Source organism: Streptomyces glaucus (genome assembly GCF_039533365.1).
GTDB lineage: Bacteria > Actinomycetota > Actinomycetes > Streptomycetales > Streptomycetaceae > Streptomyces > Streptomyces glaucus.
This window is the reverse complement of sequence record NZ_BAAATK010000055.1, coordinates 12,247-37,892: the sequence shown is the minus strand read 5'-3', so window position 1 is coordinate 37,892 and position 25,646 is coordinate 12,247. Positions and strand designations below refer to the sequence as shown.

Sequence of the window (25,646 nt, the reverse complement as noted above, 5' to 3'; positions counted from 1 at the left end):
CCGCGGCCCGCTCCGCCGCGGCCGGGTCGGCGGGCGGTCGCTGCGCGGCGGCCGCCCTGTCGGCCTCCGCGAGCACCGCGCGCACGGCGGCCTCCTCCGTCCGCCAGGCGTCCAGCCGCCGTTGCAGTTCGCGGTGGGCGGCGTCGTCCAGGATCAGGTCGGCCGCGGCCTGCGGGGTGTCGAAGCCGGCCCGGAAGGCGGCGTCGGCGAGGCGGGCGTCGGCGTCCTTCAGGCGCTGGGCGGTGTCCTCGGCGATCCGGGCGGCTTCGGCCGCCTCGGTGAGCCGCGCCGCCCGCTGCTCCAGTTGCGCGGCCCGCGCGGCCACGCTGCCGGCGGTGCCCCGGGCCCGCGTCAGCTCCTCCTCCAGCGCGGCCCGTTCGCGGTCCAGCCGCTCCCGGTGGCCCACGCGGGAGGCGGCCCGGACCGCGGCCTGCCGCTGCGCGGCGATCCGCTGCTCGCGCTCGTGCTCGGCCCGGCGCAGCTCCTCCTGGGCGGTGTGCAGCGCGGAGGCGTCCGCGCGTGCCCGCGCGTAGGCCCGCTCCAGTTCCCCGGCCTCCTCGGCCAGCCGCTCGGCGGGCGTGTCGCCGGCCTCGGCGGTGGCGGCGGCGAGCGCCTCCCGCACGGCGCCCAGGCGCCGCTCGTCCCGGGTGTGCCGCTCCTGCGCCTGCTGGTAGGCGGCGAGGGCGCGGTCCTCCGCCGCGCGGTCGACGTGCCCGGCGACCCTGCGCGCCGGGGCGGGGTGCTCGGTGGAGCCGCAGACCGCGCACGGCTCGCCGGCGGAGAGGTTCGCGGCGAGTTCGGCGGCGATGCCGTTCAGGCGCTGTTCCTTGAGGTCGAGCCAGTGGGCCTTGGCCTGCACCGCGTGTTTCTCCGCGTCGAGGGCCCGCCGCTGCGCCTCCTCGGCGTCACCGGCCAGCCGGTCCCGCGTCCGGGCCGCTTCGAGCCTGCCGCGCGCGGACTCCCGCCGCACCGCGAGCTGTTCCGCCCGCGCCGCCGCCTCCTGCGCGGCGTCGATACGGGTCTGCAGTGCCGCGCGGGTCGCCTCCCAGCCGGCGAGCCAGGCCTCCGCGTCCCGGAGGGCGTCCTCGTCGGCGCGCTCCTGGCGGTCCAGATCGGCGCGCTCGGCGGCCAGGCCGGCCAGTCGCTGTTCGGCGCGGCGGGCCGCCTGGAGGCCGCCCAGTTCCTCCGCCGCCCGGCGCGCGGCGGCGGCGAGGTGGGCCGCGGCGGCGTCCGCGAGGGTCTCCGGCAGCAGGGCACGCGCGCGTGCCTCGGCCTCGGCCGCCCGGCGGTGTTCGGCTTCGGCGGCCTCCCGCAGGTCCAGGGCGGGCGCCACCGCTTCGGCCTTGCGGGCCCTCTCCATGCGCGCCTGCGCCTCGCGGTGGGCGCCGGCCCGTTCCTGCAGCCGTGCGGCCCGCTCCCGCGCCTCCTCGAATCTCTTTTGCAGCCGGGCCAGTTCGCGGACGCCGGCCAGGTCGCGTTCGGCGGCGGCCTGGGCGGACTCGGCGGCCGTGAGACGGCAGTGGGCGATGTCGAGCTGTTCGCGGGCGGTGCTGCGGGCGACGGCGGCGGCGCTCAGCACGGCGTCCGCCAGGCCCGGCTCACCCGGCGTCAGCTCGGGCAGCTCCATGGCGTCGCCCGCGGCCTGCTGCATGCGGTGCGCGTCGGCCAGCAGCGCGGCGTCGCCCTCGCGCACCCGGGCCTCGGCGGTCTTCCGGCGCTCGGCGAGGCGTTTTTCGACCTCGGCGAAGCGGCGGGTGTCGAAGAGGCGGCCCAGCAGCCTGCCGCGGGCCTCGGCGTCGGCGCGCAGGAAACGCGCGAAGTCGCCCTGGGGCAGCAGCACCACCTGGCAGAACTGTTCGCGGCTCATGCCGAGCAGCCGGGTGATCTCCTCGCCGATCTCCTGGTGCGAGCGGCTGAGGTCCCGCCACGTCCCGGCCGCCGCGTCGTACTCGCGCAGCCAGGTCTGGGCCTTGTCGACCGTCATGCCCTTGCCGCGCAGCTTCGGGCGCTCCCAGGGCGGCTGCCGGGTGATCTCCAGCCGCCGTCCGGCGACGGTGAGGTCGAGGCGCACCTCGGTCCGGGTGCCGGCCGCGGCGTGGTCGCTGCGCAGGGTCATGCCCTGGCCGCTGTGCCGGGCGCCCGGCACCGCGCCGTACAGCGCGTAGCAGACGGCGTCGAGGACGGAGGTCTTGCCGGCGCCGGTGGGGCCGTGCAGCAGGAACAGCCCCGCCGCCGACAGCGCGTCGAAATCGACCGTCTGGGACCCTCCGAAGGGCCCGAACGCGGTGATGTCCAGCCGGTGCAGCCTCATCGGGCCTCCCCCTTGTCCGGTTCGCCGGCCTCCCGCCGCGCCACGCCGGTCACCGGCTCTCTCCCCTGCGCCCGGCGTCCCGCGTCACCGCGCCACCTCCCGTACCGCCTCGTCCGCGCGCACCGCGTCGAACGCGTCCCGCAGCACCGCCTGTTCGTCCTCGTCGGGGCCGGCGCCGCGCACATGGGCGACGAAGTCCTCGGCGATCTGCTGCTCGCTGCGGCCGGCGAGGCGCCTGGCGTAGGACGGGCCGGGGTCCTGCGGGGGCCGCTCGGGGGCGAAGACGAGGCTGAGCGTGTGCGGGAAGCGTTCGGTGAGCCGGGTCATGGGGTCGGCCGGGCGGACCGGGTCGGTGAGCGTCGCCTCGACCCACGCCTCCTCGTGCCGGGCGAGTGCCGGATCGGCGAGCAGTTCCTCCAGGGTCCCCCGGATGCGGGCCAGCGGACGCGGCACGGGGCAGTCGACGCGCTCCGCGCCGATCGAGCCGTCGGCGCCCAGGTCGACGAGCCACATGCTCTTGCGGTGACCGGCCTCGGAGAAGGAGTACGGCAGCGGGGAGCCGGAGTAGCGGACGCGTTCGGTGATGGTCTGGCAGCCGTGCAGGTGTCCGAGCGCCACGTAGTCGACGCCGTCGAAGACGCCCGCGGGCACGGCGGCCACTCCGCCGACGGTGATGTCCCGTTCGCTGTCGCTGGGCTCGCCCCCGGTGACGAAGGCGTGCGCGAGGACGACCGACCGGGTGCCCGGCGGGCGGGCGGCGAGGTCGGCGCGGACGCGTTCCATGGCGGCGGCCAGCACCGCCTCGTGGTCCGGTTTCCCGACGCCGAACTCGGCCTTGACGAGGGCCGGTTCGAGGTAGGGCAGGCCGTAGAAGGCGACGTCCCCGAACTCGTCCGCCAGCACCACCGGGGTGCCGCACGCCGACGGGTCGGTCCGCAGGTGGATGCCGGCCCGTCCGATGAGCCCGGCGCCGACGCCGAGGCGGCGGGCCGAGTCGTGGTTCCCGGAGATCATCACCGTCGGCACGCCGAGGTCGGCGAGGCGGTGCAGGGCGTCGTCGAACAGCTCGACCGCGGCGAGCGGCGGCACCGCCCGGTCGTACACGTCTCCCGACACCACCACGGCGTCGACCTCGCGCTCGCGCACGGTGTCCACGAGGTGGCCGATGAACCCGGCCTGGGCGCCGAGCAGGTTCACCCGGTGGAACGCCCGGCCGAGGTGCCAGTCGGAAGTGTGCAGCAGTCTCATGATCCCCGAGACTAACGGCCGGATCCGGCGCCACGGGCGGTTACTCCCGTATCGCCCCGCCCCGAGCCGTCTCGCGCATGCCCGTTGTGCACGCCTCGCGCACGCTTCGACGGGATCGTCAGGCGTCCCCGTACGCCTCCCCGCCCGGTGCGAACCCGGCCGTCCCGGCGGTCGCGTCCGCGAGCCAGGCGCGGAAGGCGTCCACCTCGGCGTCCGGCAGCCCGATCTCGATGGTGACCGCCTCCCCGTAGCGCACGTCGCGCACCTCGCGCCCGGTGGCGCGCAGGTCGTTCTGGAGCTTGCCGGCCCGCTGGTGGTCGACGGTCACCGTGGCCAGGCGGAACCGGCGGCGGGTGCGGGTGCCGAGGGCGTCCAGGGCCTCGCCGACGGCTCCGCCGTACGCGCGGACGAGTCCGCCGGCGCCGAGCTTGACGCCGCCGTAGTAGCGGGTGACGACGGCGACGACGTACCGCATGTCGCGGCGCAGCAGCATCTGGAGCATGGGGATCCCGGCGGTGCCGCCGGGTTCGCCGTCGTCGCTGGCCTTCTGCACCGAGGCGTCGGCGCCGATGACGTACGCCCAGCAGTTGTGGGTGGCGTCCGCGTGCTCCTTGCGCACGGCGGCGATGAAGTCCTGCGCCTCCTGCTCGGTGGCCGCGGGGGCGAGAGCGCACCGGAAGCGGGAGCGGTTGACCTCGGTCTCGTGCACGCCCGCGCGGGCGACCGTGCGGTACTCGTCCTGCATCCGGCCAGCCTATGCGCTCGCCGTCTCCTCCCTCACGGCGCCGTCGTCCGCGGGGCGGCGCCGGGGCGGGGCCCGGCAGGCGGCGGCGCGCCGGCGGGGCGGCGATCGCCGTCCGGACGACTCCCCGGGCCGGTCCGGTGCGCCGTCCGGGAATCATTCCGCCCGCCGGGCCGTTGTGCCGGCGACAGCTGATCCAGGAGTCCAAGGAGGCCGGCGGTGTACGGCGACGACGCGACGGTCCGCAAGATCCTCACCGAGCTCGGCGACACCTGGGCCGTGGTGGGCCTGTCGGCCAACCGCCGGCGCGCGGCGTACGGCGTGGCCGAGGTGCTGCAGCGCTTCGGCAAGCGCGTGGTGCCGGTGCATCCCAAGGCGGAGACGGTGCACGGCGAGCGCGGATACGCCTCCCTCGCGGACATCCCCTTCGACGTCGACGTCGTCGACGTGTTCGTCAACAGCGACCTGGCCGGGCCGGTCGCCGACGAGGCGGTCGCCAAGGGCGCCCGGGCGGTCTGGTTCCAGCTCGGCGTCGTCGACGAGGCCGCCTACGACCGCACCCGGGCCGCGGGCCTGGAGATGGTGATGGACCGCTGTCCCGCGATCGAGATACCCCGGCTCGGTTAGGGCCCCTGCGACGGACCGCCGCGGCGTCGCCGCGGGGACCGGGCGCCCGGGGCGGCGGCTCCCCGCTCCCCCGGCCGCGGCGTCTCCGCCCCGTGACGGGCCGGTGGCCGCCACCGCCCCGGCCCCGCCTTCCCGCACCGGTTCCGGTCCGGCGCCGGCATCCCGCGGGCCGTCGGCGCCGGACCGGACGGGCGGGGCGGGTCCGCAGCGCCCGCCCGTCACGCGGCGGTCTGAGCGATTCCCAGCCCGTCCAGCACCACGGCCCCCGGCAGTTCGGCGAACGCCTTGCCCGGCACCAGCAGCTTGCCGCGCCGGCGCCCGCTGCCGACCAGCACGTACGGCAGGTCGACGACGGCCGGGTCCACCAGCACCGGCCAGCCCTCGGGCAGGCCGACCGGGGTGATGCCGCCGTACTCCATGCCCGTCCGTCCCGTCGCCGTGTCCATCGGGGCGAACGAGGCCTTGCGGGCGCCCAGGTGACGCCGGACGACCCCGTTGACGTCGACCCGGGCGGTGGAGAGCACCACGCACGCGGCGAGCGAGGTCTCGCCGCCGCGTCTGGCGGCGACCACGACGCAGTTCGCGGACCGCTCCAGCAGGTCCCGGCCGTAGTGCTCGACGAAGACGGCGGTGTCGGCCCACCGCGGGTCGGTGTCGACGTAGACGATCTGGTCGGCGGGGACGCTGCCGCGCCAGTGGCGTACCGCGTCGGCGACCGGGCCGGTCAGTTCGTCGAGGCAGTCGGGGGCGGGCCGGGCGTCGTCGAAGTCTCCGAGGGGTGCGTGCATGGCCGCACGCTAACAACACCGGGGGGTCGCGCGGCCGGGCGTCTCAGTGCGCGGGCGGCACCGAGACGGCCATGATCATCTCCATCGGCACGTCCCCGGCGTTGCCGTACGTGTGCGGGACGTCGGCCTCGAAGGAGACGCTGGCGCCGGCCGGGACGCGGTGGGCCGCGCCGCCGACGGTGAGCGTCAGTTCCCCTGCGGTGACGTGCACGAGTTCGACCGTGCCGGCGGGGTGCGGGTCGGAGGGGTTGCTCTCGCCCGGCATGAGCCGCCAGTCCCACATCTCCAGCGGCCCCGGCGCCTCGGCGCCCGCGAGGAGGCGGTTGTAGCTGCCGGTCCCGGTGTGCCAGAGCCGCACGGCCTGTTCGGCGGGGACGACGCGGACCTTCGGGCCCCGCTCGTAGTCGAGCAGGGTGGTGACGCTGACGCCCAGCGCGTCACCGATCTTGACGACGGTGCCCAGGCTGGGGTTGGTCCGGGCCTGTTCGATCTGGATGAGCATGCCCCGGCTGACCCCGGAGCGCGCGGCGAGCGTGTCCAGGGTGAAGCCGCGCTCGGTCCGCCAGCGCCTGACGTTGCGCGCCAGGGACTGGGTCAGCAGGTCGAGGTCCGACACGTTCCGCCCACGATTCGGTCCAGTGCTTGCGACGAGGGAGCGCAGCCGTCGCCCCATGGTGTGCTGCACCCGATCGTTCACCGCACTGTACTGCGAGGCGTTCGCCTCTCCGACAGCGCTCCTCGCCCCGGCCGCCGGCGCCCGCGCCGGCCGGGTCAGGGCTCGGCGTCCAGTTCGGCGAGCCGTGTCGCGGTCTCCTCGTCCAGCTCCGCGAGCGCCAGCAGCTGCTCCGGGGTGACCCCCTCGGGTATGGGCACCGGCGCCGGGGTCCGCAGCGGCGGCTGCCAGCCGTCGGCGGGCGTCCAGCGCCGTACGACCCGGGCGGGCGCGCCCGCGACGACCGCGTGGTCCGGCACCGCGCCCCGGACCACCGCGCCGGCGGCCACCACCACGTTCCGCCCGACGCGCGCGCCCGGCAGGATCACCGCACCGGTGCCGATCCAGCAGCCCGGGCCGATCGAGACCGGTTCCATCCGGGGCCACTGCTTGCCGATGGGCTCGTGCGGATCGTCGTAGGAGTGGTTGGTGGAGGTGACGTAGACGTACGGCCCGAAGTAGCAGTCGTCGCCGATGGTGACCGTCGTGTCGGCGATGACATGGCTGCCGCGGCCGAGGACGACGCCGTCGCCGATGCGCAGGATCGGCTCCGGGCCGAGGTCGAGGTCGGGCATCAGACCGGCGGTCAGCGTGACCTGTTCGCCGATGATGCAGTGGGCGCCCAGGTGGATCCAGGGTTCGCCGAAGACCGTGCCGAGCGGGAAGGCGAGCCTGGTGCCCGTGCCCATCGCGCCGAAGCGGAACCGCCCCGGTCGGTCGGCGGTGACGGAGCCCGTGCGCTGTACCCAGGCCCAGCCCGCGTGGACGGCGCGCTGCGCGAGGCGGCGCCGCCAGGACGAGAACGTGTTCTTGCGCTTGAGCACCCGCTCACCGTAGTCCGGGGGCGGGGAGCCGGTGCGGCGGGAACCCTGTGATCTTCACCCCACCGGGTGGCGTACGGTGCGGTGCATCACCCGAGCAGGAGGCGACGATGACGCACAGGGCGCTGGTCACAGGCATCGGCGGCAAGGACCCCCAGGTGGACGGCGCGGCGTTCGTGGCGCCCACCGCGTCGGTGATCGGGGACGTGACCCTGCGCGCCGGCGCGAGCGTCTGGTACGGGGCGGTGCTGCGCGGCGACGCCGAGCGGATCTCGGTCGGGGCGGACAGCAACGTCCAGGACAACTGCACGCTCCACGCCGACCCGGGCTTCCCCGTCACCGTCGGCGAGCGCGTCTCCATCGGCCACAACGCCGTCGTGCACGGCGCCACCGTCGAGGACGACTGCCTGGTCGGCATGGGCGCCACCGTCCTCAACGGGGCGGTGGTCGGCGCGGGTTCGCTGGTGGCCGCGCAGGCGCTGGTGCCCCAGGGCATGCGGGTGCCCCCGGGCTCGCTCGTCGCGGGCGTACCCGCGAAGGTCAGGCGGGAGCTGACCGCCCAGGAGCGCGAGGGCATCACGCGGAACGGCACGATGTACGCGGAGCTGGCGAAGACGCACCGCGAGGCGCACAGCGCGCGCTGAGGCCGCTGAGGCTTCAGTCGGCGGCCGGGACCGGCTCCGGCTCGGCCGCCTGCCGGTGCTCCGCCGCCTTCCTCGCCTTGCGCTTGAGCACCACCATCGAGGTCAGGCCGATGAGGACGGCCGCCACCAGGCCCAGCCACGAGAAGCGCTTCAGCCAGGACTCGGCGACGATGCCGACGTAGTGGACGACCGCCGTGGTGCCGCCCGCCCAGAGGATGCCGCCGAGGACGTTGGCGGTCAGGAACTTCCAGTACGGCATGCGCAGCACGCCCGCGAGCGGCCCGGCGAAGATGCGCAGCAGGGCGACGAAGCGGCCGAAGAAGACGGCCCACATGCCCCACTTCTCGAAGGACCGCTCGGCGGTGGCGATGTGGCCCTCGCTGAAGTGCCGGGGGAACTTCCGGCCGAGCCAGGCCAGCAGCGGCCGTCCGCCCCGGCGGCCGATGGCGTAGCCGATGGAGTCGCCGACCACGGCCCCGACGGTGGCGCAGATACCGAGGATCACCGGGTCGATCCCGGCGTGCTGGGAGGACAGCAGCGCTGCCGAGACCAGGATGATCTCGCCCGGCAGCGGGATGCCCAGGCTCTCCAGACCGATGACCAGTCCCACCACCGCGTAGACGGCTGCCGGGGGCACCGTGTCGAGCCACTCCTGGACGTGCAACGCCGGTTCCTTCCGCTTCGGGTGCTCGCTGTCCCGGGGCGTGTCCCGGGCGTGCGCCGCGGGCGGCGCACGCCCGGGAAGCCTACCGGGTCGGCGCGGCGCGCCGGTGTCCCGGACGTCACACCGGCGCTCCCGGCGGGCGGTCGCGCCCAGGGCGTTCCCGCCCCGGGAGGCGGCCTTCGCAGGGAGCGCCGTCCCGGGCCGGCCGGGCGCCGCGGACCGGCCGGAAGGCCGGGGCGCGGGGCCTCAGCCGTTCGGGCGCAGCGTCCACACGACGGTCATCTCACCGGTGACGGCGCCGTCCGCCCGCTGGATGACGACCGACACCGGGAACTCGGGCCGCTCCCCCGCGTCCAGTTCCGCGACGACCTCGGCGGCCGGGCGGCCGAGGGTCGCGGTGGCGGTGACCCTGCCCGTCGCCAGCTTCCGGTAGGCGATCTCGGCCCGGACGGCGAGCGGCACGGCCCGCGCGAGCTGGTCCCCGAACGCGGCCAGCACGATCGCCCCGCTCGCGGACTCGCCGAGCGTGAACATCGCCCCGGCGTGCGGCCCGCCGACGTGGTTGTGGTACGCGTCCTGGTCCGGCAGGGCCACGACCGCCTCCTCCGGCGTGGTCCGGAGGAACTCCAGGTTCAGGGTCCGGGCCATGGGCACCGTGGCGGCGAGCATCTCGCCGACGGACATCTGGTCTGCGCTCATGGACCCGAACGTTACCCATGAGTAGCCTCGGCTGCCAGGCTGGTTTCCGCCCGTTCCGCGTTTGCTACGTCCCTGACAAGGACCGGTGACCGAATCGTGTCCGGACCGCCATTAGGGTGACTGCCCATGTGGCCAGGACAGCAGTCGCCCGGGGGCGAGCAGAACCCGCAGACCGGCAACCCGTACCAGCAGCCGGGGTACCAGCAGCCGAATCCGTACCAGCAGCCCGGGTACCAGCAGCCCAACCCCTATGCGCAGCAGCCCGACCCCTATGCGCAGCAGCCCGGGTGGGGCGTCCCCCAGCCCGCGGGAGCGCCGCAGCCGCCCCAGGGCGGCGGGGGCGGCGGCAACCGGACGAAACTGGTGGCGATCGTGGCGGCCACGGCCGTGGTCGTGGCCGCGGGCGTGACCGGTTTCCTGGTGCTGGGCGGCGGCAAGGACGACACCGCGGGCGGCGGCTCCGGCGGCGAGCCGTCGGTGAGCGCCTCCCCGAGCGGGACCGCCGGGCCGTCCGCGTCCAGCGCCGGGGAGAACCCGCGCGGCGGCGAGGCGGAGAAGGCGACCGTCCCGGGCTGGAAGGTCGTGGTCAACCCCAAGTGGGGCACCGCCTTCGACGTTCCGGCGGACTGGGTCGTCGACACGCCGGGCACGTTCATCGGCTTCGAGGACGACGACGGCGAGGTGCTCATCGGCATGTCGGCGCCCGCCTACTTCAAGGAGAAGTGGTGCACGTCCGACCCCGACAAGGACGGCCGGGCCTCCGACACCAGGCTGGCGGGGGCGGGCACCAAGGGCCAGGACGGCGCCAAGAGCACCGAGGACATCGCGCGCAACGACTCGGCCTGGTGGGTGTTCGGCGGGTACACCGACCACAAGGACGCCTCCAAGAAGCTGCTCACCATGGTCGAGCCGAAGGCGTACACCACGGCCTCGGGCGTCGAGGGCAGTGTGGCGTCGGCGTACTCGACGGGGGTGCCGAAGCGGGACAAGTGCGACTCCGACGGCAAGGCGACCACGTTCGCCTTCAAGAACTCCGCGGGTGACTTCGTCTCCTGGACGTTCTACGGGGCGAAGGGCGTCAAGGACGAGGTGCCCGAGAAGACGATCATGAAGATCCTCAGCACGGTGCGCCTGCACGGCGAGCCCACGGGCTGACGCGCCCGGCACCGGAAACGGCCCCGACCACCGGGGAAGCGGTTTGGCAAGTCGGGGTCACGGCGGCGATAGTCGGCCCGTGACCTCCGCCGCCGACTCCCGCCGCCTTCGCCGACCGGCCTGGGCGGGCCGCAACTACACCCTGCTGACCGCCGCCGCGTTCGTCACCAACCTCGGCAGCCACGGCGCGCTGATCGCCGCCGCGTTCGCCGTCCTGGAAGCCGGCGGCGACGGCGGCGACGTGGGTCTGGTGGCCGCCGCCCGCACCCTGCCGCTGGTGCTGTTCCTGCTGATCGGCGGCGCGGTCGCGGACCGGCTCCCCCGGCATCGCGTGATGGTGGCGGCCAACGCCCTCAACTGCCTGTCGCAGGCGGCGTTCGCGGTCCTCGTCCTGACCGGCGAGCCCCGGCTGTGGCAGATGATGCTGCTGACCGCCCTCGGCGGCACCGGGCAGGCGTTCTTCAGCCCGGCGGCCGAGGGCATGCTGCTGTCCTCGGTGCGGGGCGAGCAGGCCGGCCGGGCGTTCGCGGTGTTCCGGATGGCGATGCAGGGCGCGACGGTCGGCGGGGCCGCGCTGGGCGGTGCGCTGGTCGCCGCGGTCGGGCCCGGCTGGGTGCTCGCGGCGGACGCGGCGGCGTTCGCGCTCGCCGGGGCGCTGCGGGCCTTCCTCGACGTCGGCCACATCCCGCCGCGCGCACCGGGCGGCGGGATGCTGGCCGATCTCCGGGAGGGCTGGCGGGAGTTCGCCGGGCGGCCCTGGCTGTGGGGGATCGTGGTGCAGTTCTCCCTCGCCAACGCGGTCGTCGGCGCCGCGGACGCGGTCTACGGCCCGCTCGTCGCCCGCGACCACCTGGGCGGCGCGGGTCCCTGGGGCCTGGCCCTGGGGTTCTTCGGGGCGGGCACGGTCGCCGGGGCGCTGCTGATGACCCGCTGGAAGCCCCGCCGGCTCCTCCTCGCCGGCACCCTGTGCGTCTTTCCGCTGGCCCTGCCGTCCGCCGCGCTCGCCGTGCCGGTGCCGGCCGGCGCCCTGTGCGCGGTGATGTTCGTCACCGGCGTGACCCTGGAGGTGTTCGGCGTCTCCTGGATGACCGCGCTGCACCAGGAGATACCCGAGGACAAGCTCTCGCGGGTCTCGGCCTACGACTGGTTCGGCTCGGTCGCGCTGGTGCCGTTGGCGACGGCGCTGGCGGGCCCGGCGGAGCAGGCGTTCGGCCGGACGGCGGCCCTGTGGGGCTGCGCGACGCTGGTCGTGGTGGTCACGGCGGCCGTGCTGTGCGTGCCGGACGTGCGCGGCCTGCGGCGCCGCACGGCGTACGTGGCGCAGGGCCCCGGGGACGGCGCCGGCCGCGGCTCAGCCGATGCCGAACGCGCCGTCGGGGGGCTCGGGTGACGGCACGGCGTCCTCGTCCCGCACCGGCCGCGCGTCGCCGATGAAGTCCCGCAGCGCGGCGCCGTGCTCGACCCGGGCCGGGAAGGCGTCGGCGGCGGTGCGCCGGGCCAGCGCCGCCGTGTCGACCGGCCGCCGCGCGGCGACGAGCACCGCGTTGCCGAACCGCCGCCCGCGCAGCACGCCCGGCTCCGCGATCAGCGCCAGCTCCGCGAACACCTCGGCGAAGGTGGCCAGCTGGGAGCGCAGGAAGGCGAACGGCGCGGCGTCGGGGAGGTTGGCCAGGTAGACGCCGTCGCCGCGCAGCACCCGCGCGGCCTCGCGGGCGTACCCGAGCGAGGCCAGGTGCGCGGGGACGCGGGAGCCGCCGAAGACGTCGGCGACGAGCACGTCGGCGCAGCCGTCGGCGGCCCCCTCCAGCCAGGCGCGGGCGTCGGCGTGGTGCAGCGCGATCCCGGCGCCGTCCGGGAGCGGCAGCCGCTCGGCGACGAGCTGCGCCAGCCCCCGGTCGGCCTCGACGACGTCCTGCCGGGACCCGGGCCGGGTCGCGGCCACGTACCTCGGCAGCGTGAGCGCCCCGCCCCCCAGGTGCAGCACGTCCAGCGCCCGCCCCGGCTCGGCGAGGACGTCCAGCGCGTGCCCGAGACGGCGCGCGTACTCGAACTCCAGGTGGGTCGGCTCGTCCAGGTCGACGTAGGACTGGGGCGCCCCGTCGACCGTCAGCAGCCAGGCCCGCTCCCGGTCGATGTCGGGCATGAGCTTGACGGTCCCCTGGTCGGTGACCCGGGTGACGGGGATGGACTCGTTCACCGCTCCATTGTGCGGGAGGCCGCCGCGCGGGAGGCCGCCGCGCGGAGGACCGCCGCGTGGGAGGCCGCCCTCACCCGACGGCCGTCACGGTCCCCGCCCCGACGGTCCGCCCGCCCTCGCGGACGGCGAAGCCGAGCCCGGGCTCCACCGGCACCGCGCGCCCCAGCTCGACGGTCAGGTCGACCGTCTCGCCGGGCCGCGCCACCGCCGCCGCGCCGAGGTCGACGGTCCCGGCCACGTCCGCGGTCCGGATGTGGAACTGCGGCCGGTACCCGGTCGACACGGGGGTGGTGCGGCCGCCCTCCCGCGCCGACAGCACGTGGACCCGTGCCGTGAAGCGGCGCCCGGGCACCACGCTCCCCGGCGCGGCCACCACGTGCCCGCGCCGGACCGAGCCCCGCGCGACCCCCCGCAGCAGCAGGGCCACGGTGTCCCCGGCCTGCGCCTCCTCCATCGGCCTGCCGAAGGTCTCCAGGCCGGTGACCACGGTCTCCGTCTCCGCCCCGAGCACCTCCACCCGGTCGCCGACGCGGACCGTCCCGCGCTCCACCGCGCCCGTGACCACGGTCCCGCGCCCGGTGATGGTGAGCACGTTCTCCACCGGCAGCAGGAACGGCGCGTCCAGGTGGCGCTCCGGCACCGGCACATAGGTGTCCACCGCGTCGAGCAGCGCCTCGACGGACGCCGTCCACCGCGGGTCCCCCTCCAGGGCCCCGAGTCCGGAGACCCGTACGACGGGGAGCGTGTCGCCGCCGTAGCCGTGCCGGGTGAGCAGGTCGCGGACCTCCAGTTCGACGAGGTCGGTGAGCTCCTCGTCCCCGGCGTCGGCCTTGTTGAGGGCGACGACGACGTGGTCGACGCCCACCTGCCGGGCGAGCAGCACGTGCTCGGCGGTCTGCGGCATGACCCCGTCGAGCGCGGAGACGACGAGGATCGCCCCGTCGAGCTGCGCGGCGCCGGTGACCATGTTCGTGACGTAGTCGGCGTGGCCCGGCAGGTCGACGTGCGCGTAGTGCCGGGTGTCGGTCTCGTACTCGACGTGCGCGATGTCGATGGTGAGGCCGCGCGCGGCCTCCTCCGGGGCACGGTCGATGCGGTCGAACGGCACGAACGTGCCGGTGCCGCGCTCGGCCAGCACCTTGGTGATGGCGGCGGTCAGCGTGGTCTTGCCGTGGTCGACGTGGCCCATGGTGCCGATGTTCAGGTGCGGTTTCGTGCGGACGTACGCCGTCTTGGGCATGGCGGTACCTCGAAGCCTGGTCGGTGGTGGCGGGGACCCCTGGAACCTGCCGACCCTCCCCCTGCGGGGTCCGCCGGACGATCCGGGAAGGGTCAGCTTCGGGCGCCGTCGGCAGCGGCCGCGAGCACGGGAACGGCAGCCTTCGCGGCATCCGCGACCGCGGATGCCCCGAGGAGGAAGGCGTGCCGGAACATGCCACCGATCATCGCCGACGCCCCGCCCGGCGTCGAACGGTTTTCCCGCGGACTGCCACGGGCGTCGAGCACGGACGTCCGCCCGCCCGTGCCGCGCGTGAGACGGGCCATACGGCGATCACGCACCCGGTTCGGTTACTGTCACCGGATGCTCGATGCCACCACCCGCTCTGGGGGCACCGCCACGGCCTCTCCCCGGGCCGCCGCCACGGACCTCGCCGTCGCCGTCCCCACGGCCCGGCCGGCCGGCCGCTGCGCGAGAGCGCTGCTCTCGCCCTGGTCGCGGCTGTCCCTGCTCGTCGTCCTGCTGGCCGCCGCCGCGTCGGCGGTGCTGCTCTTCGAGCCGCAGCACATGCTGGTGGACGGCGTGCCGGAACAGCTCGGCGGAGCCGCGGCGGCGCTGGCGTACGCGGTGGCGTACGGGCTGTGCACGGTGGCGTTCGTGCCGCGGCCGCTGCTGAACCTCGCGGCCGGCGCGCTCTTCGGCGCGCAGCTGGGCCTCGGCGCGGCCCTGGCGGGCACGGTGCTGGGCGCCGGGACCGCCTTCTGCCTCGGCCGGGTGCTCGGCCAGGACGCGCTGCGCCCGCTGCTGCGGGGCCGGTGGCTGAAGGCCGCGGACGGGCAGCTCAGCCGGCACGGCTTCCGCTCGATGCTGGCGGCGCGGCTCTTTCCCGGCGTGCCGTTCTGGGCCGCGAACTACTGCGCCGCCGTCTCCCGCATGGGCCTCGCGCCCTTCCTGCTCGCGACGGCGCTCGGGTCGGTCCCGAACACCGCGGCGTACGTCGTCGCCGGCGCCCGCGCCTCCGCGCCGACGTCCCCGGCCTTCCTGATCGCGCTGGCCTGCGTCGCCGTGCCGGGGCTCGTGGGCGCGGCGGTGGCCTGGCGCAAGCGCCACCACCTGCGGGCCCGCTGACGACCCGTCAGGTCCTCGCCGGCACCGCGCTCGCGAACGCCTCGCCGTCCTCGAACGGGCCGGTGTCGTCGACGGACGGGCGCGCCCCGCGCAGCACCTTCCCGGCAGCCGGGCCGGCGGCGGCCTGCTCCGCCGCGAACGCCCGGGCCCGGTTTCCAAGCCCCTGTGCCCGAGCTGTCACCGGGGGGCGCTACGCTGCCCCTCGGCACTCGCGATCACCGCATCCGTCGGCTCGGTGTGCCCGTCGCCCGTTCCTCGCCGGCACTTGGACTCCGTAACTTCATGTCTTGGTTTGAATCCCTCGTCCTCGGACTCGTCCAGGGGCTGACCGAGTTCCTCCCCGTGTCCTCCAGCGCGCACCTGCGGCTGACCGCCGCCTTCTCCGGCTGGGAGGACCCGGGTGCCGCCTTCACCGCGATCACCCAGATCGGCACCGAGGCCGCGGTGCTGATCTACTTCCGCAAGGACATCGGCCGGATCGTCTCGGCGTGGTTCCGCTCGCTCACCGACAAGGCGATGCGCAGCGACCCGGACGCGCGGATGGGCTGGCTCGTGATCGTCGGCTCCATCCCGATCGGCGTGCTCGGCGTGACGCTGAAGGACCAGATCGAGGGGCCGTTCCGCGATCTGCGGATCACCGCGGCCATGCTGATCGGCATGGGCATCGTGCTGGGCGTCGCCGACCGGCTGGCGGCCCGCGACGAGAGCGGCGGCCGGCACCGCGCGCCCAAGCAGCGCAAGACGCTGGAGAACTTGGGCGTGCGCGACGGCCTGATCTACGGCATCTGCCAGGCGATGGCCCTCATCCCCGGCGTGTCCCGCTCCGGTGCCACCATCAGCGGCGGCCTCTTCATGGGCTACCGGCGCGAGGCCGCGGCCCGGTACTCGTTCCTGCTGGCGATCCCGGCGGTGCTCGCCTCCGGTCTGTTCGAGCTCAAGGACGCGACGGAGGACGGTCACGTCTCCTGGGGGCCGACGATCTTCGCGACGGTCATCGCCTTCGCCGTCGGCTACGCGGTCATCGCCTGGTTCATGAAGTTCATCTCGACGAAGAGCTTCATGCCGTTCGTGTGGTACCGGCTGGCCCTCGGCGTGGTCATCATCGTGCTGGTCGGCATGGGCGTGCTGAGTCCGCACGCGGGTGAGCCGGCGCACTGACCGAGGAGCCACGGGACGGGCCCGCGCTCTCGGCGGCCTTGCGCCCGGCGTGGCGAGGGCCCCCGCGGTGTCGCTCGCGGGGGCCCTCGCCTTCCCGGCCCGCCGGGGACCGGGCGGGGCCCGCCCGGAGCCCCCCGCGTCCGGCCCGTCCGGACAGCGCACCGCGACGCGGTCCCGCCGCGGCGGCTTCCGCGGCGACGTCCAGGGCGGCGCGGTGCCGGGGGCGCGCCGCCGCGCGGATCGGGCTGACCGCCGGCCGCGGCCCCGGGCCGAGGGCGCCCCGGCGCCCGCCCGCGGTGGCCGTGACCAAACCCATACCGGCCGGGTAGCCGCCCGGTAGCGGACTGTCAGTGCTTGCCCCTAGGCTTGTCCGCATGTCCCCCGATTCCGTGACCCCTGGTTCCGCGCGGTCTGCCGCCGAGGTGAACGAGCAGATCCGCGCCCTGTGGCGGCGCGCGGGTGGGTCCCTGTCGGCCCAGGAGCGCGCGGAGTACGAGCTGTTGGTGATCGAGTGGGCGACCGCGATCCGCGGCGAGGTCGTCGAGGCCGCTTGAAGCGGTCCGCCGGGGCCGGCGGACGCCTCAGCGCCCGCCCGAGACCCGCAGCACCGTCCCCGTGGTGTAGGAGGCGTCCGGTGACATCAGCCAGGCGATGGCCGCGGCGATCTCCTCCGCCTGTCCCGGCCGGCGCAGCGGAATCGCGCCGGCCGCGCGCCGGGCGCGGTCCGGGTCGCCCATCGCCGCGTGGATCTCCGTGTCGACGATCCCGGGCGCGACCGCGTTGACCCGGACGCCGTCCGGGCCGAGCTCCTTGGCCAGGCCCATCGTCAGCGCGTCCACGGCGGCCTTGGCCGCCGCGTAGTGGACGTACTCGCCGGGGCTGCCGAGCGTGGCCGCCGCCGACGACACGTTCACGATGGCACCGCCGTCCCGGGACGCCATGAGCTGCGCGGCACGCCGCGAACACAGCAGCGTCCCCAGGAGGTTGACGTCCACGACCCGGCGCAGGTCCGCCGTGTCGGTGTCGGCGAGCCGCCCCAGGGGCCCGGTCACCCCGGCGTTGTTCACCAGCCCCGTCACGGGCCCGAGGGTCTGCTCCGCCGACTCGAAGAGCCGCTCGACATCGGCCTCGACGGCCGTGTCGACCCGTACGGCGACACCGCGCGCGCCGGCCGCGCGCACTCCGTCCACCACGGCTTGCGCAGCGGCGGCGTCCCGGACGTAGCCCACCACCACGTCGTGCCCGTCCGCCGCGAGCCGCAGGCAGGTCGCGGCACCGATACCCCGGCTGCCGCCGGTGACGACCGTCACGGAACGCTTCACATGTGCCTCCTGTAGGCGGGTCGGAACGACGCCCGCCCACCCTAGTGCCCCGGGTACCGGCGTCCGCCTGCCGGGGGCGGCGTCCGGTGCGCGCGCACGTCCCGAGGCGGCCCGCGGCCGGTTCCGGGCGACCGGCCCGGCGGCGCGACCCCGGCCCGGTCCGGCCACGCCGCCCCGGCGGGCTGTGCCGGCCAGGACGGGAGCGGCCCGTCGCGCACGGCGGCCGACCGGGGTGGCCGTAGGGGGGAAGCGGCGGCGCCTTTCCGGGCGGCGGCCCGCCCCTGTGATCGACTGGCCCGGCGCCCCCTGTCCTAGATCGTCCGCAGGGCGCACACTGAAGGCACCACGGGGTAGGGAGGCGCCTATGAAGACGCTCGGTCACCGGCTCGCCTCCCCCTGGTGGCGCGGCGCCGCCGCCGCACTCGCCGGCGCCCTGCCCGTGCTCGCCTTCCCCGCGCCGTCCCTGTGGTGGTGCGCCCCCGTCGCGCTGGTCCCCTGGCTGCTGCTCGTCCGCTCGGCGCCGACCGGGAAACGGGCGGCGTACGACGGGTGGTGCGGCGGGTTCGGGTTCATGCTGGCGATGCACCACTGGCTGCTGCCGAACCTGCACGTGTTCACCTTCGTCCTCGCCGCGCTGCTGGGCGCGCTGTGGCTTCCGTGGGGCCGGCTGGTCCACCGGCTGCTGGCCGGGACGCCCTCGCGGGGCCGGGTCGCGGCGGCGCTCCTGGTGCTGCCCTCGGGCTGGCTCGCGGTGGAGCTCGTGCGGTCCTGGCAGGGGCTCGGCGGTCCCTGGGGCATGCTCGGCGCGAGCCAGTGGCAGGCCGCACCGGCGCTGCGGCTGGCCTCGGTCGGCGGGGTGTGGCTGCTGAGCCTCCTGGTGGTGGCCGTCAACGTCGCGGTCGCCGTCCTGATCGCGGTCCGCCGGGTCCGCCTCCCGGCCGTGGCCGCCCTGGTCGCCGTCGCCGCCGTCACCGCCGCGGCCTGGGCGGGCGCGCCGCGCCCCGGTGTCCACGGGACGGTGCGGGTCGCCGTGGTGCAGCCGGGCGTCGTCGCCGGCGCGCACAGCGCCGACCGCCGGTTCGACCGCGAGGAGGAACTGACCCGGCGGCTCGCCGGCCAGGGCGCCGACCTGATCGTCTGGGGCGAGAGCAGCGTCGGCTTCGACCTGGACGACCGGCCCGGCCCGGCCCGGCGGCTCGCGGCGCTGTCCCGGCAGACCGGCGCGGACATCCTGGTCAACGTGGACGCGCGCCGCTCCGACCGGCCCGGCATCTACAAGAGCTCGATCCTCGTCGGGCCCGGCGGCCCCACCGGCGACCGCTACGACAAGATGCGGCTCGTCCCCTTCGGCGAGTACGTCCCGGCCCGTTCGCTGCTCGGCTGGGCCACCTCCGTCGGCGAGGCGGCGGGCGAGGACCGCAGGCGCGGCTCGGCGCAGGTGGTGATGGACGCCGGCGGCGGGCTGCGGATCGGCCCCCTGGTGTGCTTCGAGACCGCGTTCCCCGACATGACCCGTCACCTCGCGCGAAAGGGCGCCGATGTGCTCGTCGGACAGTCCTCGACGTCGACGTTCCAGCAGAGCTGGGCCCCCGCGCAGCACGCCTCGCTCGCCGCGCTGCGCGCCGCCGAGACCGGCCGTCCCATGGTGCACGCCACGCTGACCGGGGTCTCCGCGGTCCACGGCCCGGACGGCCGGCCCGTCGGCCCCCGGCTCGGCACCGGCGAGAGCACCGCGCACGTGTACGAGGTCCCGCTCGCGCACGGCACCACGCCGTACGTCCGCTTCGGTCACTGGCCGGTGTACGCGGCGCTGCTGGTCCTCCTCGCCGGGGGCGGTGCCGAGGGGCTGCGGGCGCGGCGGCTCAGGCGGCCCGCTCCCGGACCGCTCGTACCACCCGCTCGCACAGCTCATGGGTCTCCAGCGCGTCCCGGGCGCTGAGCACCCTGCCCGCGCGCACCGCGTCGAGGAAGGCCAGCACGGCCTGCTCGATGCCGCGCTGCCGGGCCACCGGCACCCAGTCCCCGCGCCGCCGCACGGTGGGCTGCCCCCTGTGGTCGATCACCTCGGCGAGGTTGATCACCTGCCGTTTGGCGTCCTGGCCGGAGACCTCCAGGATCTCCTCGGCCGAGCCGCTGAGCCGGTTCATCACCCCGAGCGCGGTGAAGCCGTCCCCGGCGAGCTGGAGCACGACGTGGTGGAGCAGCCCGTCCTCGACGCGGGCGCGCACGGTGATGTCGTCGACGGGGCCGGGCACCAGGAAGCGCAGGGTGTCCACGACGTGGATGAAGTCGTCGAGGATCATGGTGCGCGGCTCCTCCGGCAGCCCGACCCGGTTCTTCTGCATCAGGATCAGCTCGCGCGGGTGCTCGGCGCACTGGGTGTAGCCGGGGGCGTGGCGCCGGTTGAAGCCGACGGCGAGACCGACGCCGCGCTCCTCGGCGAGCGCCACGAGCCGCGCGGAGTCGGCGAGTTCGTAGGCGAGCGGTTTGTCGACGTAGGTCGGCACGCCCGCTTCGAGCAGGCGGGTGACGATCTCCGGGTGGGCGACGGTCGGCGCGTGCACGAAGGCGGCGTCGAGGTCCTGGGCGAGCAGGTCGTCCAGCGTCGCGTGCCGCTGCGCTCCGGGCAGGTGGAGGCCGTCGGCGACCCGGGCGAGCGTCGCGGGCGTACGGGTCTGCAGGTGCAGCTCGATTCCGGGCTGGAAGGCCAGTACCGGCAGATAGGCCTTCTGCGCGATGTCGCCGAGTCCGATGCAGCCGACCTTCACGGGGCGCTCTCCTCTGGTGGTTGCCTGCCGGGGTCTGCTGCGCAGCATACGGCCGCCGCGGGAGCCGCCGGCGGACGGGGCGGACGGGGCGGTGTTCCCGGCGTGGACGGCTCGCGCCGAGCCGGGGTGCCGGGCCCGGAGGGGGTGCGAGCGGGCCCGCGGGAACCGCTCGCCGGAACGCCCCGCCGGTGACGGCGGACCGGAAAACCGCTCGTGGAGCGGCGCGGGCCGGGCGAGGATACGGGGATGACGACCGAACGCCGCGAACCCGCCGGCAACGCCGCTGAACGCCCCCTGCTGGAGGGCTGGCTGGACTACCACCGGCAGACCCTCGCGTGGAAGTGCGAGGGCCTGACCGACGACCAGCTCAGGACCGCCTCGGTGGCGCCGTCCGAGCTGTCCCTCATGGGGCTGGTGCGGCACATGGCGGAGGTGGAGCGGACCTGGTTCCGCAAGGTGCTCGTGGGCGACGACCCGGGCCCGATCCACTACAGCGACGACGACCCGGACGGCGAGTTCCACCTCACCGAGGCGGACACCTGGGAGGACGCCCGCGCCACCTGGCAGGCCGAGGTCGACGCCGCCCGGCGGGCCGCGTCCGGCTTCGGTCTGGACGACCTGTCCCGGGGCAGGAGCCGGTCCACCGGCGAGCCGTTCAGCCTGCGCTGGATCTACACGCACATGATCGAGGAGTACGCGCGGCACAACGGCCACGCCGATCTGATCCGCGAGCGCCTCGACGGCGCCACCGGCGACTGACGTCCCCCGCGGCGGGCCCGGGGCCTCCGTACCCGGGCGGGGGATCACCCGTGCGGGGCATCCTCCGCCCGTCCGCCGCCGGGAGGGGCCCCGGACCCAGCAGAGTGACGCGCGTGCATCGAACGACGACCACCGCAGCGCTCCTGGCGACCGTGACCCTGGCGGTCCTGTCGGGTTGTACGACGGTCCGGGGCGCGCCCGCCGACGGGCCGACGGCGGGCGCGTCCCGGCTGCCGACACCGCACCCGGACGGCCCGGCGGAACCACGGATCGTGCAGGCCCCGGTCCGTGAGGCCCTGGAACTCGTCGGGCCCTCCCGCCGCCCGGCACGGCCCACTCTCACGCCCCGTACGGGCCCCGCGGCGCCCCCACCAAGCCGCAGGCCGTCCGCCGGTCTGCCGGAGCAGCGCCGGCAGCAGCCCCCGCGTCCGGTCCGCCCCGGGCCGCGCGAGCGCGCGCCCCGCCCCCCGGAGCGTCCGCGCGTCCAGCCGCCCGGCGTCCCGGAGACGGCCCGCGGCAACCCCGGCGGCGGCATCGACGTATGCGCCCTCGGCAGAACGTACGGCGGCTGGCGGGCGGACAGCCGCGAGGCCAGGATCTGCGAGCAGACCTACGGCCGCTGAGTCGGAAAAGCGGGACGGGCCCGGCTGTGGCCGCTGCCGCGGCGGCCCTCAGCCCTCGTCCCCGAAAGGAGCGCCCTCGCCGAGGCGCGCCTCCAGCCGGCTGATGGCCGCCCGTACCCCGTGCCCGTAGCGGTCGTCCGTCAGGGCGGCGGCCGCTCCGCGGGCCCGGCGCAGATGGGTGCGGGCGGCCTCGCGGTGGCCGAGCTTGACGTAGTCGGCGGCGAGGTTCAGGTGGAGGGAGGGGTACAGGGCACGCGCCGCGGCCGCTCCCCCGGGTGCGGCGGGCCGCTCCTCCGCCGGTGCCCCCCTCCCCTCCGTCGCCTCCTCCGCCGCCGACAACGCCCTGAGGTCCCAGGCCAGTTCGTCCGCCGGGTCGTCCTGGGTGTCGGCGAGGTAGTGGGCCAGTGTGCAGCGGTGCAGCGGATCGCCGTGCACGCCGATCTCCGCCCACAGGTCCAGGAAGCGGTGCCGGGCCTCCTCGCGGTCCCCCGCGTGGTGCAGCAGGGCGGCCTGCCCGATCCGCGTCAGCACGGCGTCCGGCGCCGTCCGCTCCTGCCGCTCCGCCACCGTGACCTCCGCGCCCTCGTCAGCCGTCCCCGACGACGCTAACCGCAGCGGGCGGCGATCCCGGTCAGGCGCCCCCGTGCGGCACCGGGCCGGTCCCCGCCGGCGGGGACCGGCCCGAAGGGCCGCCCCCGTGCGGGAGGGCGGCCCGGACCGGCCCGGTGCGGGGACCGGGCCGGCGCCGCTCAGCCCAGGTTCGGGATGCGCCAGTCGATCGGCTCGTGGCCCTGGCGGGCCACCGCCTCATTGATCTGCGTGAACGGGCGGGACCCGAAGAACTTCTTCGCCGACAGCGGTGAGGGATGCGCGCCCTTGACCACCGCGTGCCGGGTCTGGTCGATCAGCGGCAGCTTCTTCTGCGCGTAGTTGCCCCACAGCACGAACACCGCCGGGTCGGGCCGGTCGGCCACCGCGCGGATCACCGCGTCGGTGAACTTCTCCCAGCCGCGCCCCTTGTGCGAGTTGGCCTCGCCGCCCCGGACCGTGAGCACCGCGTTGAGCAGCAGGACGCCCTGGCGGGCCCAGGGCATCAGATAGCCGTTGTCCGGGACGGGCGTGCCCAGCTCCTCGTGCATCTCCTTGTAGATGTTCCGCAGGGACGGCGGGATCCGCACCCCCGGGCGCACCGAGAAGCACAGGCCGTGTCCCTGCCCCTCGCCGTGGTACGGGTCCTGGCCGAGGATCAGCACCTTCACCCGGTCGTACGGCGTGGCCTCCAGCGCGGCGAAGACCTCCTCGCGCGGGGGGTAGACGGGCCCCCTCGCCCGCTCCGCCTCGACGAACTCCGTCAGCTCCTTGAAGTAGGGCTGCTGCAGTTCGTCCCCCAGCACGGCACGCCAGGACTCGGGCAGCATGGCGATGTCGGTCACGTCGACTTCCTTACACTGTGCGGTCGCTTCCAGACCTCAGAACCTACCGGCGGCCACTGACAACCGCCCCCGCGCGCCGGCGGGAGCGGGGCGCTACCAGCTCGTCTTGCGGTGCAGCTCCCACATCGTCATGATCGTCGACGGGTCCAGGGCCCGCCCCACGCCCGAGATGTCGTCGCCGGCGGCGACGTACTGCTTGCCCTGCCACAGCGGCAGCAGCCGCACGTCGTCCGCCAGGATCCGCTGGGCCTCCTCGAAGTCGCCCACCACGTCGGCGCGGTCGCTGCGCGCGCGGGAGCGGGGCAGCAGCACGTCGGTGATCCGGGGGGCCGGGTAGGGCGTGCCGAGCGCGTTCCGCTCGCCGACGAAGGGCGCGATGAAGTTCTCCGCGTCCGGGAAGTCGGGGAACCAGCCGCGCCCGAACACCGGGTACTCGCCCTTCCGGTAGCCCTCGACGTACGTCTTCCAGGGACGGCTCTCGAGGGTGACGGTGAACAGGCCGGAGGCCTCCAGCTGGCGTTCGAGCTCCTTGAACTCCAGCGCGGTCTCGGAGCCGTAGCGGTCGGTCGTGTACCACAGGGTGAGCGGGACGGGCCCGGTGATGCCCGCGGCGGTGAGGATCCGGCGGGCCCTGGCGGCGCTGGGGTCGCCGTAGGTGTCGAAGAAGCCGGTGGTGTGGCCGGTCAGGCCCTTGGGGACCATGGAGTACAGCGGGTCGACGGTGTCCTTGTAGACCCGGTGCGCGAGCGCGGCCCGGTCCACGACCTGGGCGACGGCCCGGCGCACGGCCTTCTTGCCCGCCCACGGGTCCCCGGGGTTGAACACCAGGTAGTTGATGTCGGTACCGGTGCCCTCGACCAGCTGGATGCCGCCGTCCCCGGTCTCCTCGCCGCGCAGGGAGACGATGTCGTCGGCGGCGAGGCCGCGGTAGGTGACCTGGATCCGGTCCTCCCGCAGCGCCCGGACCATGGCGCGCGAGTCCTGGAAGTAGCGGACGGTCACCGCGCTGTTGCGGTGCTCCGCGAAGCCCCGGTAGCGGTCGTTGCGGACCAGCTCGGCCTTCTCGCCCTCGTCGTACGACTTCAGGGTGTACGGCCCGGAGCCGACGATCCCGCCGTCCTCGCGCACGGCGCCGGCGGGGTAGCTGCCGGGGTGCACGATCGACATCGCGGGCGTGGCCAGCACGAACGGGAAGGTGGCGTCCGGCTTGTTCAGGTGGAAGACGACCTCGCGCTCGCTGGGCGCCCGGACGCGGTCGAGGCTGCCGAGCAGCCCGGCGGGACCGCCGTCGAGGTTGATCTTCCGGATCCGGTCGAGCGAGTGCTTGACGGCCCGGGCGTCGACCGCGTCCCCGTTGGAGAACGTCAGGCCCTTCCGCAGCTCGCAGCGGTACACCCGGTTCGAGCCGTCGGTGAACGCGCACCGTTCGGCCGCGTCGGGCTGGGGCACGGTCGCCCCGTTGGGGTAGCTCAGCAGCGTCTGGTAGACGTTGCGGAACAGCTCCCAGGAGCTGTCCCAGGACGCGGCGGGGTCCAGCGTGCTGGGGGCGCTGGTCGTCCCCACGACGATCGGCTCCTCGTCCCGGGGGCTGTCGGGCGGCAGCACGCCGCAGCCGGTGGCCAGGCACCACAGGGACGCGACAGCCACCGCCTGCCGCAGGCATCGGTTCCGGTCGAACACGCGCACACTCCTCGATCCACCGCACCAAGGGTCGGCAGACCCTACCGCGGCGTCCCGCCCGCCGGACCCCCGCTGAGCAGCGCTTTTGACCAATCCGATATGACTACGTTGTCATCCCGCGGCGGGCCGCCCGTACGCCGGCACGGGCGCCGTCGGTGCCGGCCGGCGCCCGTGCCGCGTCGGTCCGTCAGGCCACGCCGGCGTTGAGGAAGACGCCGCCGTCGACGACCAGGGTCTGGCCGGTGATCCAGTCGGACTGCTCGGAGGTGAGGAACGCGGCGGCGCCGCCGATGTCGGCGGGCACGCCGAGCCGGCCCAGCGGGTAGGCCGCGGCCGCCTCCGCCTCCCGGCCCTCGTACAGGGCCTGCGCGAACTTGGTCTTCACGACGGCCGGGGCGATGGCGTTGACCCGCACCCCGGGCGCGAACTCGTGCGCCAGCTGCACGGTCAGGTTGATCATCGCGGCCTTGCTGACGCCGTAGGCGCCGATGAAGGGCGAGGGCGCGAGGCCCGCGACGGAGGCGATGTTGACGATCGCGCCGCCGTTGTCCTTCTGCCAGGCGTGCCAGGTGCGCTGGGCGAAGCCGAGCGCCGAGATCACGTTGGTCTCGAAGACCTTGCGCGCGACGTTCAGGTCGAGGTCGGCGATCGGCCCGAACACCGGGTTCGTGCCGGCGTTGTTGACCAGGTAGTCGACGCGGCCGAAGGCCTCCATCACGCGCTCGACGGCGGCGGCCTGGTGGGCCTCGTCGTGGGCCTTGCCGGCCGCGTAGACGGCCCGGTCGGCGCCGAGCCTGTCGACGGCCTCCTTCAGCGCGTCCTCGTTGCGCCCGGTGATGCAGACGCGGTCGCCGCGGGCGACGAGCGCCTCCGCGACGCCGTAGCCGATGCCGCGGCTCGCGCCGGTGATCAGCGCGACCTTGCCGGAGAGTTCAGTCATGTCCGTGG

Annotated in this window: 28 protein-coding genes; 10 read left to right on the top strand and 18 right to left on the bottom strand. The window is 75.3% G+C overall.

What is annotated here, in order from left to right; genetic code table 11:
- From ABD363_RS28310 to ABD363_RS28300, 3 genes are all read right to left on the bottom strand, one after another.
- Positions 1 to 2,311 (bottom strand): AAA family ATPase (locus ABD363_RS28310; protein WP_344608582.1); only part of this gene is annotated, 2,311 nt, incomplete at its 3' end.
- An 84-nt stretch (positions 2,312 to 2,395) separates the two neighbouring features.
- A complete protein-coding gene (locus tag ABD363_RS28305; protein WP_344608580.1) occupies positions 2,396 to 3,559 on the bottom strand; it encodes an exonuclease SbcCD subunit D in 1,164 nt (387 codons plus the stop codon).
- A gap of 118 nt (positions 3,560 to 3,677) precedes the next feature.
- Positions 3,678 to 4,304 (bottom strand): YigZ family protein, encoded by a 627-nt coding sequence (locus tag ABD363_RS28300; RefSeq protein WP_344608578.1) that lies wholly within the window; start codon positions 4,302 to 4,304, stop codon positions 3,678 to 3,680.
- 216 nt (positions 4,305 to 4,520) lie between these two features.
- Between ABD363_RS28300 and ABD363_RS28295 the strand changes: the two genes are divergently transcribed.
- Entirely contained in the window at positions 4,521 to 4,928 is a 408-nt protein-coding gene (locus tag ABD363_RS28295) for a CoA-binding protein (protein WP_344608576.1), read from the top strand.
- A 218-nt stretch (positions 4,929 to 5,146) separates the two neighbouring features.
- Here the strand turns inward: ABD363_RS28295 and ABD363_RS28290 are convergent, their stop codons facing one another.
- From ABD363_RS28290 to ABD363_RS28280, 3 genes are all read right to left on the bottom strand, one after another.
- A complete protein-coding gene (locus tag ABD363_RS28290; protein ID WP_344608574.1) occupies positions 5,147 to 5,716 on the bottom strand; it encodes a YbaK/EbsC family protein in 570 nt (189 codons plus the stop codon).
- 43 nt (positions 5,717 to 5,759) lie between these two features.
- Positions 5,760 to 6,332 (bottom strand): helix-turn-helix domain-containing protein, encoded by a 573-nt coding sequence (locus ABD363_RS28285; RefSeq protein WP_344608571.1) that lies wholly within the window; start codon positions 6,330 to 6,332, stop codon positions 5,760 to 5,762.
- 155 nt (positions 6,333 to 6,487) lie between these two features.
- A complete protein-coding gene (locus ABD363_RS28280) occupies positions 6,488 to 7,252 on the bottom strand; it encodes an acyltransferase (protein WP_344608569.1) in 765 nt (254 codons plus the stop codon).
- A gap of 107 nt (positions 7,253 to 7,359) precedes the next feature.
- Between ABD363_RS28280 and ABD363_RS28275 the strand changes: the two genes are divergently transcribed.
- Positions 7,360 to 7,893, top strand: a complete 534-nt coding sequence (locus ABD363_RS28275; protein ID WP_344608567.1) for a gamma carbonic anhydrase family protein — start codon at positions 7,360 to 7,362, stop codon at positions 7,891 to 7,893.
- A 13-nt stretch (positions 7,894 to 7,906) separates the two neighbouring features.
- Here the strand turns inward: ABD363_RS28275 and ABD363_RS28270 are convergent, their stop codons facing one another.
- Both ABD363_RS28270 and ABD363_RS28265 read right to left on the bottom strand, forming a co-directional pair.
- Entirely contained in the window at positions 7,907 to 8,557 is a 651-nt protein-coding gene (locus ABD363_RS28270) for a DedA family protein (RefSeq protein WP_344608565.1), read from the bottom strand.
- Positions 8,558 to 8,803: 246 nt separating this feature from the next.
- Positions 8,804 to 9,256: a DUF4442 domain-containing protein gene (locus ABD363_RS28265; protein ID WP_344608563.1), complete on the bottom strand. Its 453-nt coding sequence runs from the start codon at positions 9,254 to 9,256 to the stop codon at positions 8,804 to 8,806.
- A gap of 126 nt (positions 9,257 to 9,382) precedes the next feature.
- On the opposite strand from ABD363_RS28265, the gene ABD363_RS28260 reads away from it, so the two are divergent.
- Entirely contained in the window at positions 9,383 to 10,411 is a 1,029-nt protein-coding gene (locus ABD363_RS28260) for a DUF8017 domain-containing protein (RefSeq protein ID WP_344608561.1), read from the top strand.
- A gap of 79 nt (positions 10,412 to 10,490) precedes the next feature.
- Entirely contained in the window at positions 10,491 to 11,801 is a 1,311-nt protein-coding gene (locus ABD363_RS28255) for an MFS transporter (protein ID WP_344608559.1), read from the top strand.
- Here ABD363_RS28255 and ABD363_RS28250 read toward each other — a convergent pair.
- The 3 genes from ABD363_RS28250 to ABD363_RS28240 form a co-directional block, all read right to left on the bottom strand.
- Positions 11,763 to 12,608 carry a spermidine synthase gene (locus tag ABD363_RS28250; RefSeq protein WP_344608557.1) on the bottom strand — a complete coding sequence of 282 codons (846 nt, stop codon included), beginning with the start codon at positions 12,606 to 12,608 and terminating at the stop codon, positions 11,763 to 11,765. The two genes, ABD363_RS28255 and ABD363_RS28250, sit on opposite strands and share 39 nt — an antisense overlap.
- A 70-nt stretch (positions 12,609 to 12,678) precedes the next feature.
- Positions 12,679 to 13,848, bottom strand: a complete 1,170-nt coding sequence (gene tuf / locus ABD363_RS28245) for an elongation factor Tu (protein ID WP_344608555.1) — start codon at positions 13,846 to 13,848, stop codon at positions 12,679 to 12,681.
- A 92-nt stretch (positions 13,849 to 13,940) separates the two neighbouring features.
- On the bottom strand, positions 13,941 to 14,153 hold the full coding sequence (locus ABD363_RS28240; protein WP_344608588.1) for a hypothetical protein: 213 nt from the start codon (positions 14,151 to 14,153) through the stop codon (positions 13,941 to 13,943).
- Positions 14,154 to 14,190: 37 nt separating this feature from the next.
- On the opposite strand from ABD363_RS28240, the gene ABD363_RS28235 reads away from it, so the two are divergent.
- The gene (locus tag ABD363_RS28235) at positions 14,191 to 14,955 is read left to right on the top strand and encodes a TVP38/TMEM64 family protein (RefSeq protein WP_344608553.1); all 765 of its coding nucleotides are present in this window, start codon (positions 14,191 to 14,193) and stop codon (positions 14,953 to 14,955) included.
- A gap of 7 nt (positions 14,956 to 14,962) precedes the next feature.
- On the opposite strand, the gene ABD363_RS28230 is transcribed toward ABD363_RS28235, so the two are convergent.
- The gene (locus ABD363_RS28230; protein ID WP_344608551.1) at positions 14,963 to 15,136 is read right to left on the bottom strand and encodes a hypothetical protein; all 174 of its coding nucleotides are present in this window, start codon (positions 15,134 to 15,136) and stop codon (positions 14,963 to 14,965) included.
- A gap of 101 nt (positions 15,137 to 15,237) precedes the next feature.
- Between ABD363_RS28230 and ABD363_RS28225 the strand changes: the two genes are divergently transcribed.
- A complete protein-coding gene (locus tag ABD363_RS28225) occupies positions 15,238 to 16,113 on the top strand; it encodes an undecaprenyl-diphosphate phosphatase (protein WP_344608549.1) in 876 nt (291 codons plus the stop codon).
- 374 nt (positions 16,114 to 16,487) lie between these two features.
- Positions 16,488 to 16,667, top strand: a complete 180-nt coding sequence (locus ABD363_RS28220) for a hypothetical protein (protein ID WP_344608547.1) — start codon at positions 16,488 to 16,490, stop codon at positions 16,665 to 16,667.
- Positions 16,668 to 16,694: 27 nt separating this feature from the next.
- Here ABD363_RS28220 and ABD363_RS28215 read toward each other — a convergent pair whose 3' ends face one another.
- Positions 16,695 to 17,435 carry an SDR family oxidoreductase gene (locus ABD363_RS28215; protein WP_344608545.1) on the bottom strand — a complete coding sequence of 247 codons (741 nt, stop codon included), beginning with the start codon at positions 17,433 to 17,435 and terminating at the stop codon, positions 16,695 to 16,697.
- Positions 17,436 to 17,799: 364 nt separating this feature from the next.
- Between ABD363_RS28215 and lnt the strand changes: the two genes are divergently transcribed.
- Positions 17,800 to 19,374 carry an apolipoprotein N-acyltransferase gene (gene lnt, locus ABD363_RS28210; RefSeq protein ID WP_344608543.1) on the top strand — a complete coding sequence of 525 codons (1,575 nt, stop codon included), beginning with the start codon at positions 17,800 to 17,802 and terminating at the stop codon, positions 19,372 to 19,374.
- On the opposite strand, the gene ABD363_RS28205 is transcribed toward lnt, so the two are convergent.
- Positions 19,298 to 20,203 carry a Gfo/Idh/MocA family protein gene (locus ABD363_RS28205; protein WP_344608541.1) on the bottom strand — a complete coding sequence of 302 codons (906 nt, stop codon included), beginning with the start codon at positions 20,201 to 20,203 and terminating at the stop codon, positions 19,298 to 19,300. The genes lnt and ABD363_RS28205 overlap by 77 nt on opposite strands.
- A 246-nt stretch (positions 20,204 to 20,449) precedes the next feature.
- Here ABD363_RS28205 and ABD363_RS28200 point away from each other — a divergent pair, with 246 nt between their 5' ends.
- Together ABD363_RS28200 and ABD363_RS28195 are read left to right on the top strand one after the other, a co-directional pair.
- Positions 20,450 to 20,962, top strand: a complete 513-nt coding sequence (locus tag ABD363_RS28200) for a DinB family protein (RefSeq protein ID WP_344608538.1) — start codon at positions 20,450 to 20,452, stop codon at positions 20,960 to 20,962.
- 272 nt (positions 20,963 to 21,234) lie between these two features.
- Positions 21,235 to 21,585: a hypothetical protein gene (locus ABD363_RS28195; protein WP_344608536.1), complete on the top strand. Its 351-nt coding sequence runs from the start codon at positions 21,235 to 21,237 to the stop codon at positions 21,583 to 21,585.
- A gap of 48 nt (positions 21,586 to 21,633) precedes the next feature.
- Here ABD363_RS28195 and ABD363_RS28190 read toward each other — a convergent pair whose 3' ends face one another.
- The 4 genes from ABD363_RS28190 to ABD363_RS28175 all read right to left on the bottom strand — a co-directional run bounded on the left by ABD363_RS28190 (position 21,634) and on the right by ABD363_RS28175 (position 25,638).
- The gene (locus tag ABD363_RS28190; RefSeq protein ID WP_344608534.1) at positions 21,634 to 22,152 is read right to left on the bottom strand and encodes a hypothetical protein; all 519 of its coding nucleotides are present in this window, start codon (positions 22,150 to 22,152) and stop codon (positions 21,634 to 21,636) included.
- 182 nt (positions 22,153 to 22,334) lie between these two features.
- Positions 22,335 to 23,018 carry a uracil-DNA glycosylase gene (ung, locus tag ABD363_RS28185; RefSeq protein ID WP_344608532.1) on the bottom strand — a complete coding sequence of 228 codons (684 nt, stop codon included), beginning with the start codon at positions 23,016 to 23,018 and terminating at the stop codon, positions 22,335 to 22,337.
- Between the two features lie 93 nt (positions 23,019 to 23,111).
- Positions 23,112 to 24,698: an ABC transporter substrate-binding protein gene (locus ABD363_RS28180; protein WP_344608530.1), complete on the bottom strand. Its 1,587-nt coding sequence runs from the start codon at positions 24,696 to 24,698 to the stop codon at positions 23,112 to 23,114.
- 187 nt (positions 24,699 to 24,885) lie between these two features.
- Positions 24,886 to 25,638 carry an SDR family oxidoreductase gene (locus tag ABD363_RS28175; RefSeq protein ID WP_344608528.1) on the bottom strand — a complete coding sequence of 251 codons (753 nt, stop codon included), beginning with the start codon at positions 25,636 to 25,638 and terminating at the stop codon, positions 24,886 to 24,888.
- Positions 25,639 to 25,646 lie beyond the last annotated feature (8 nt).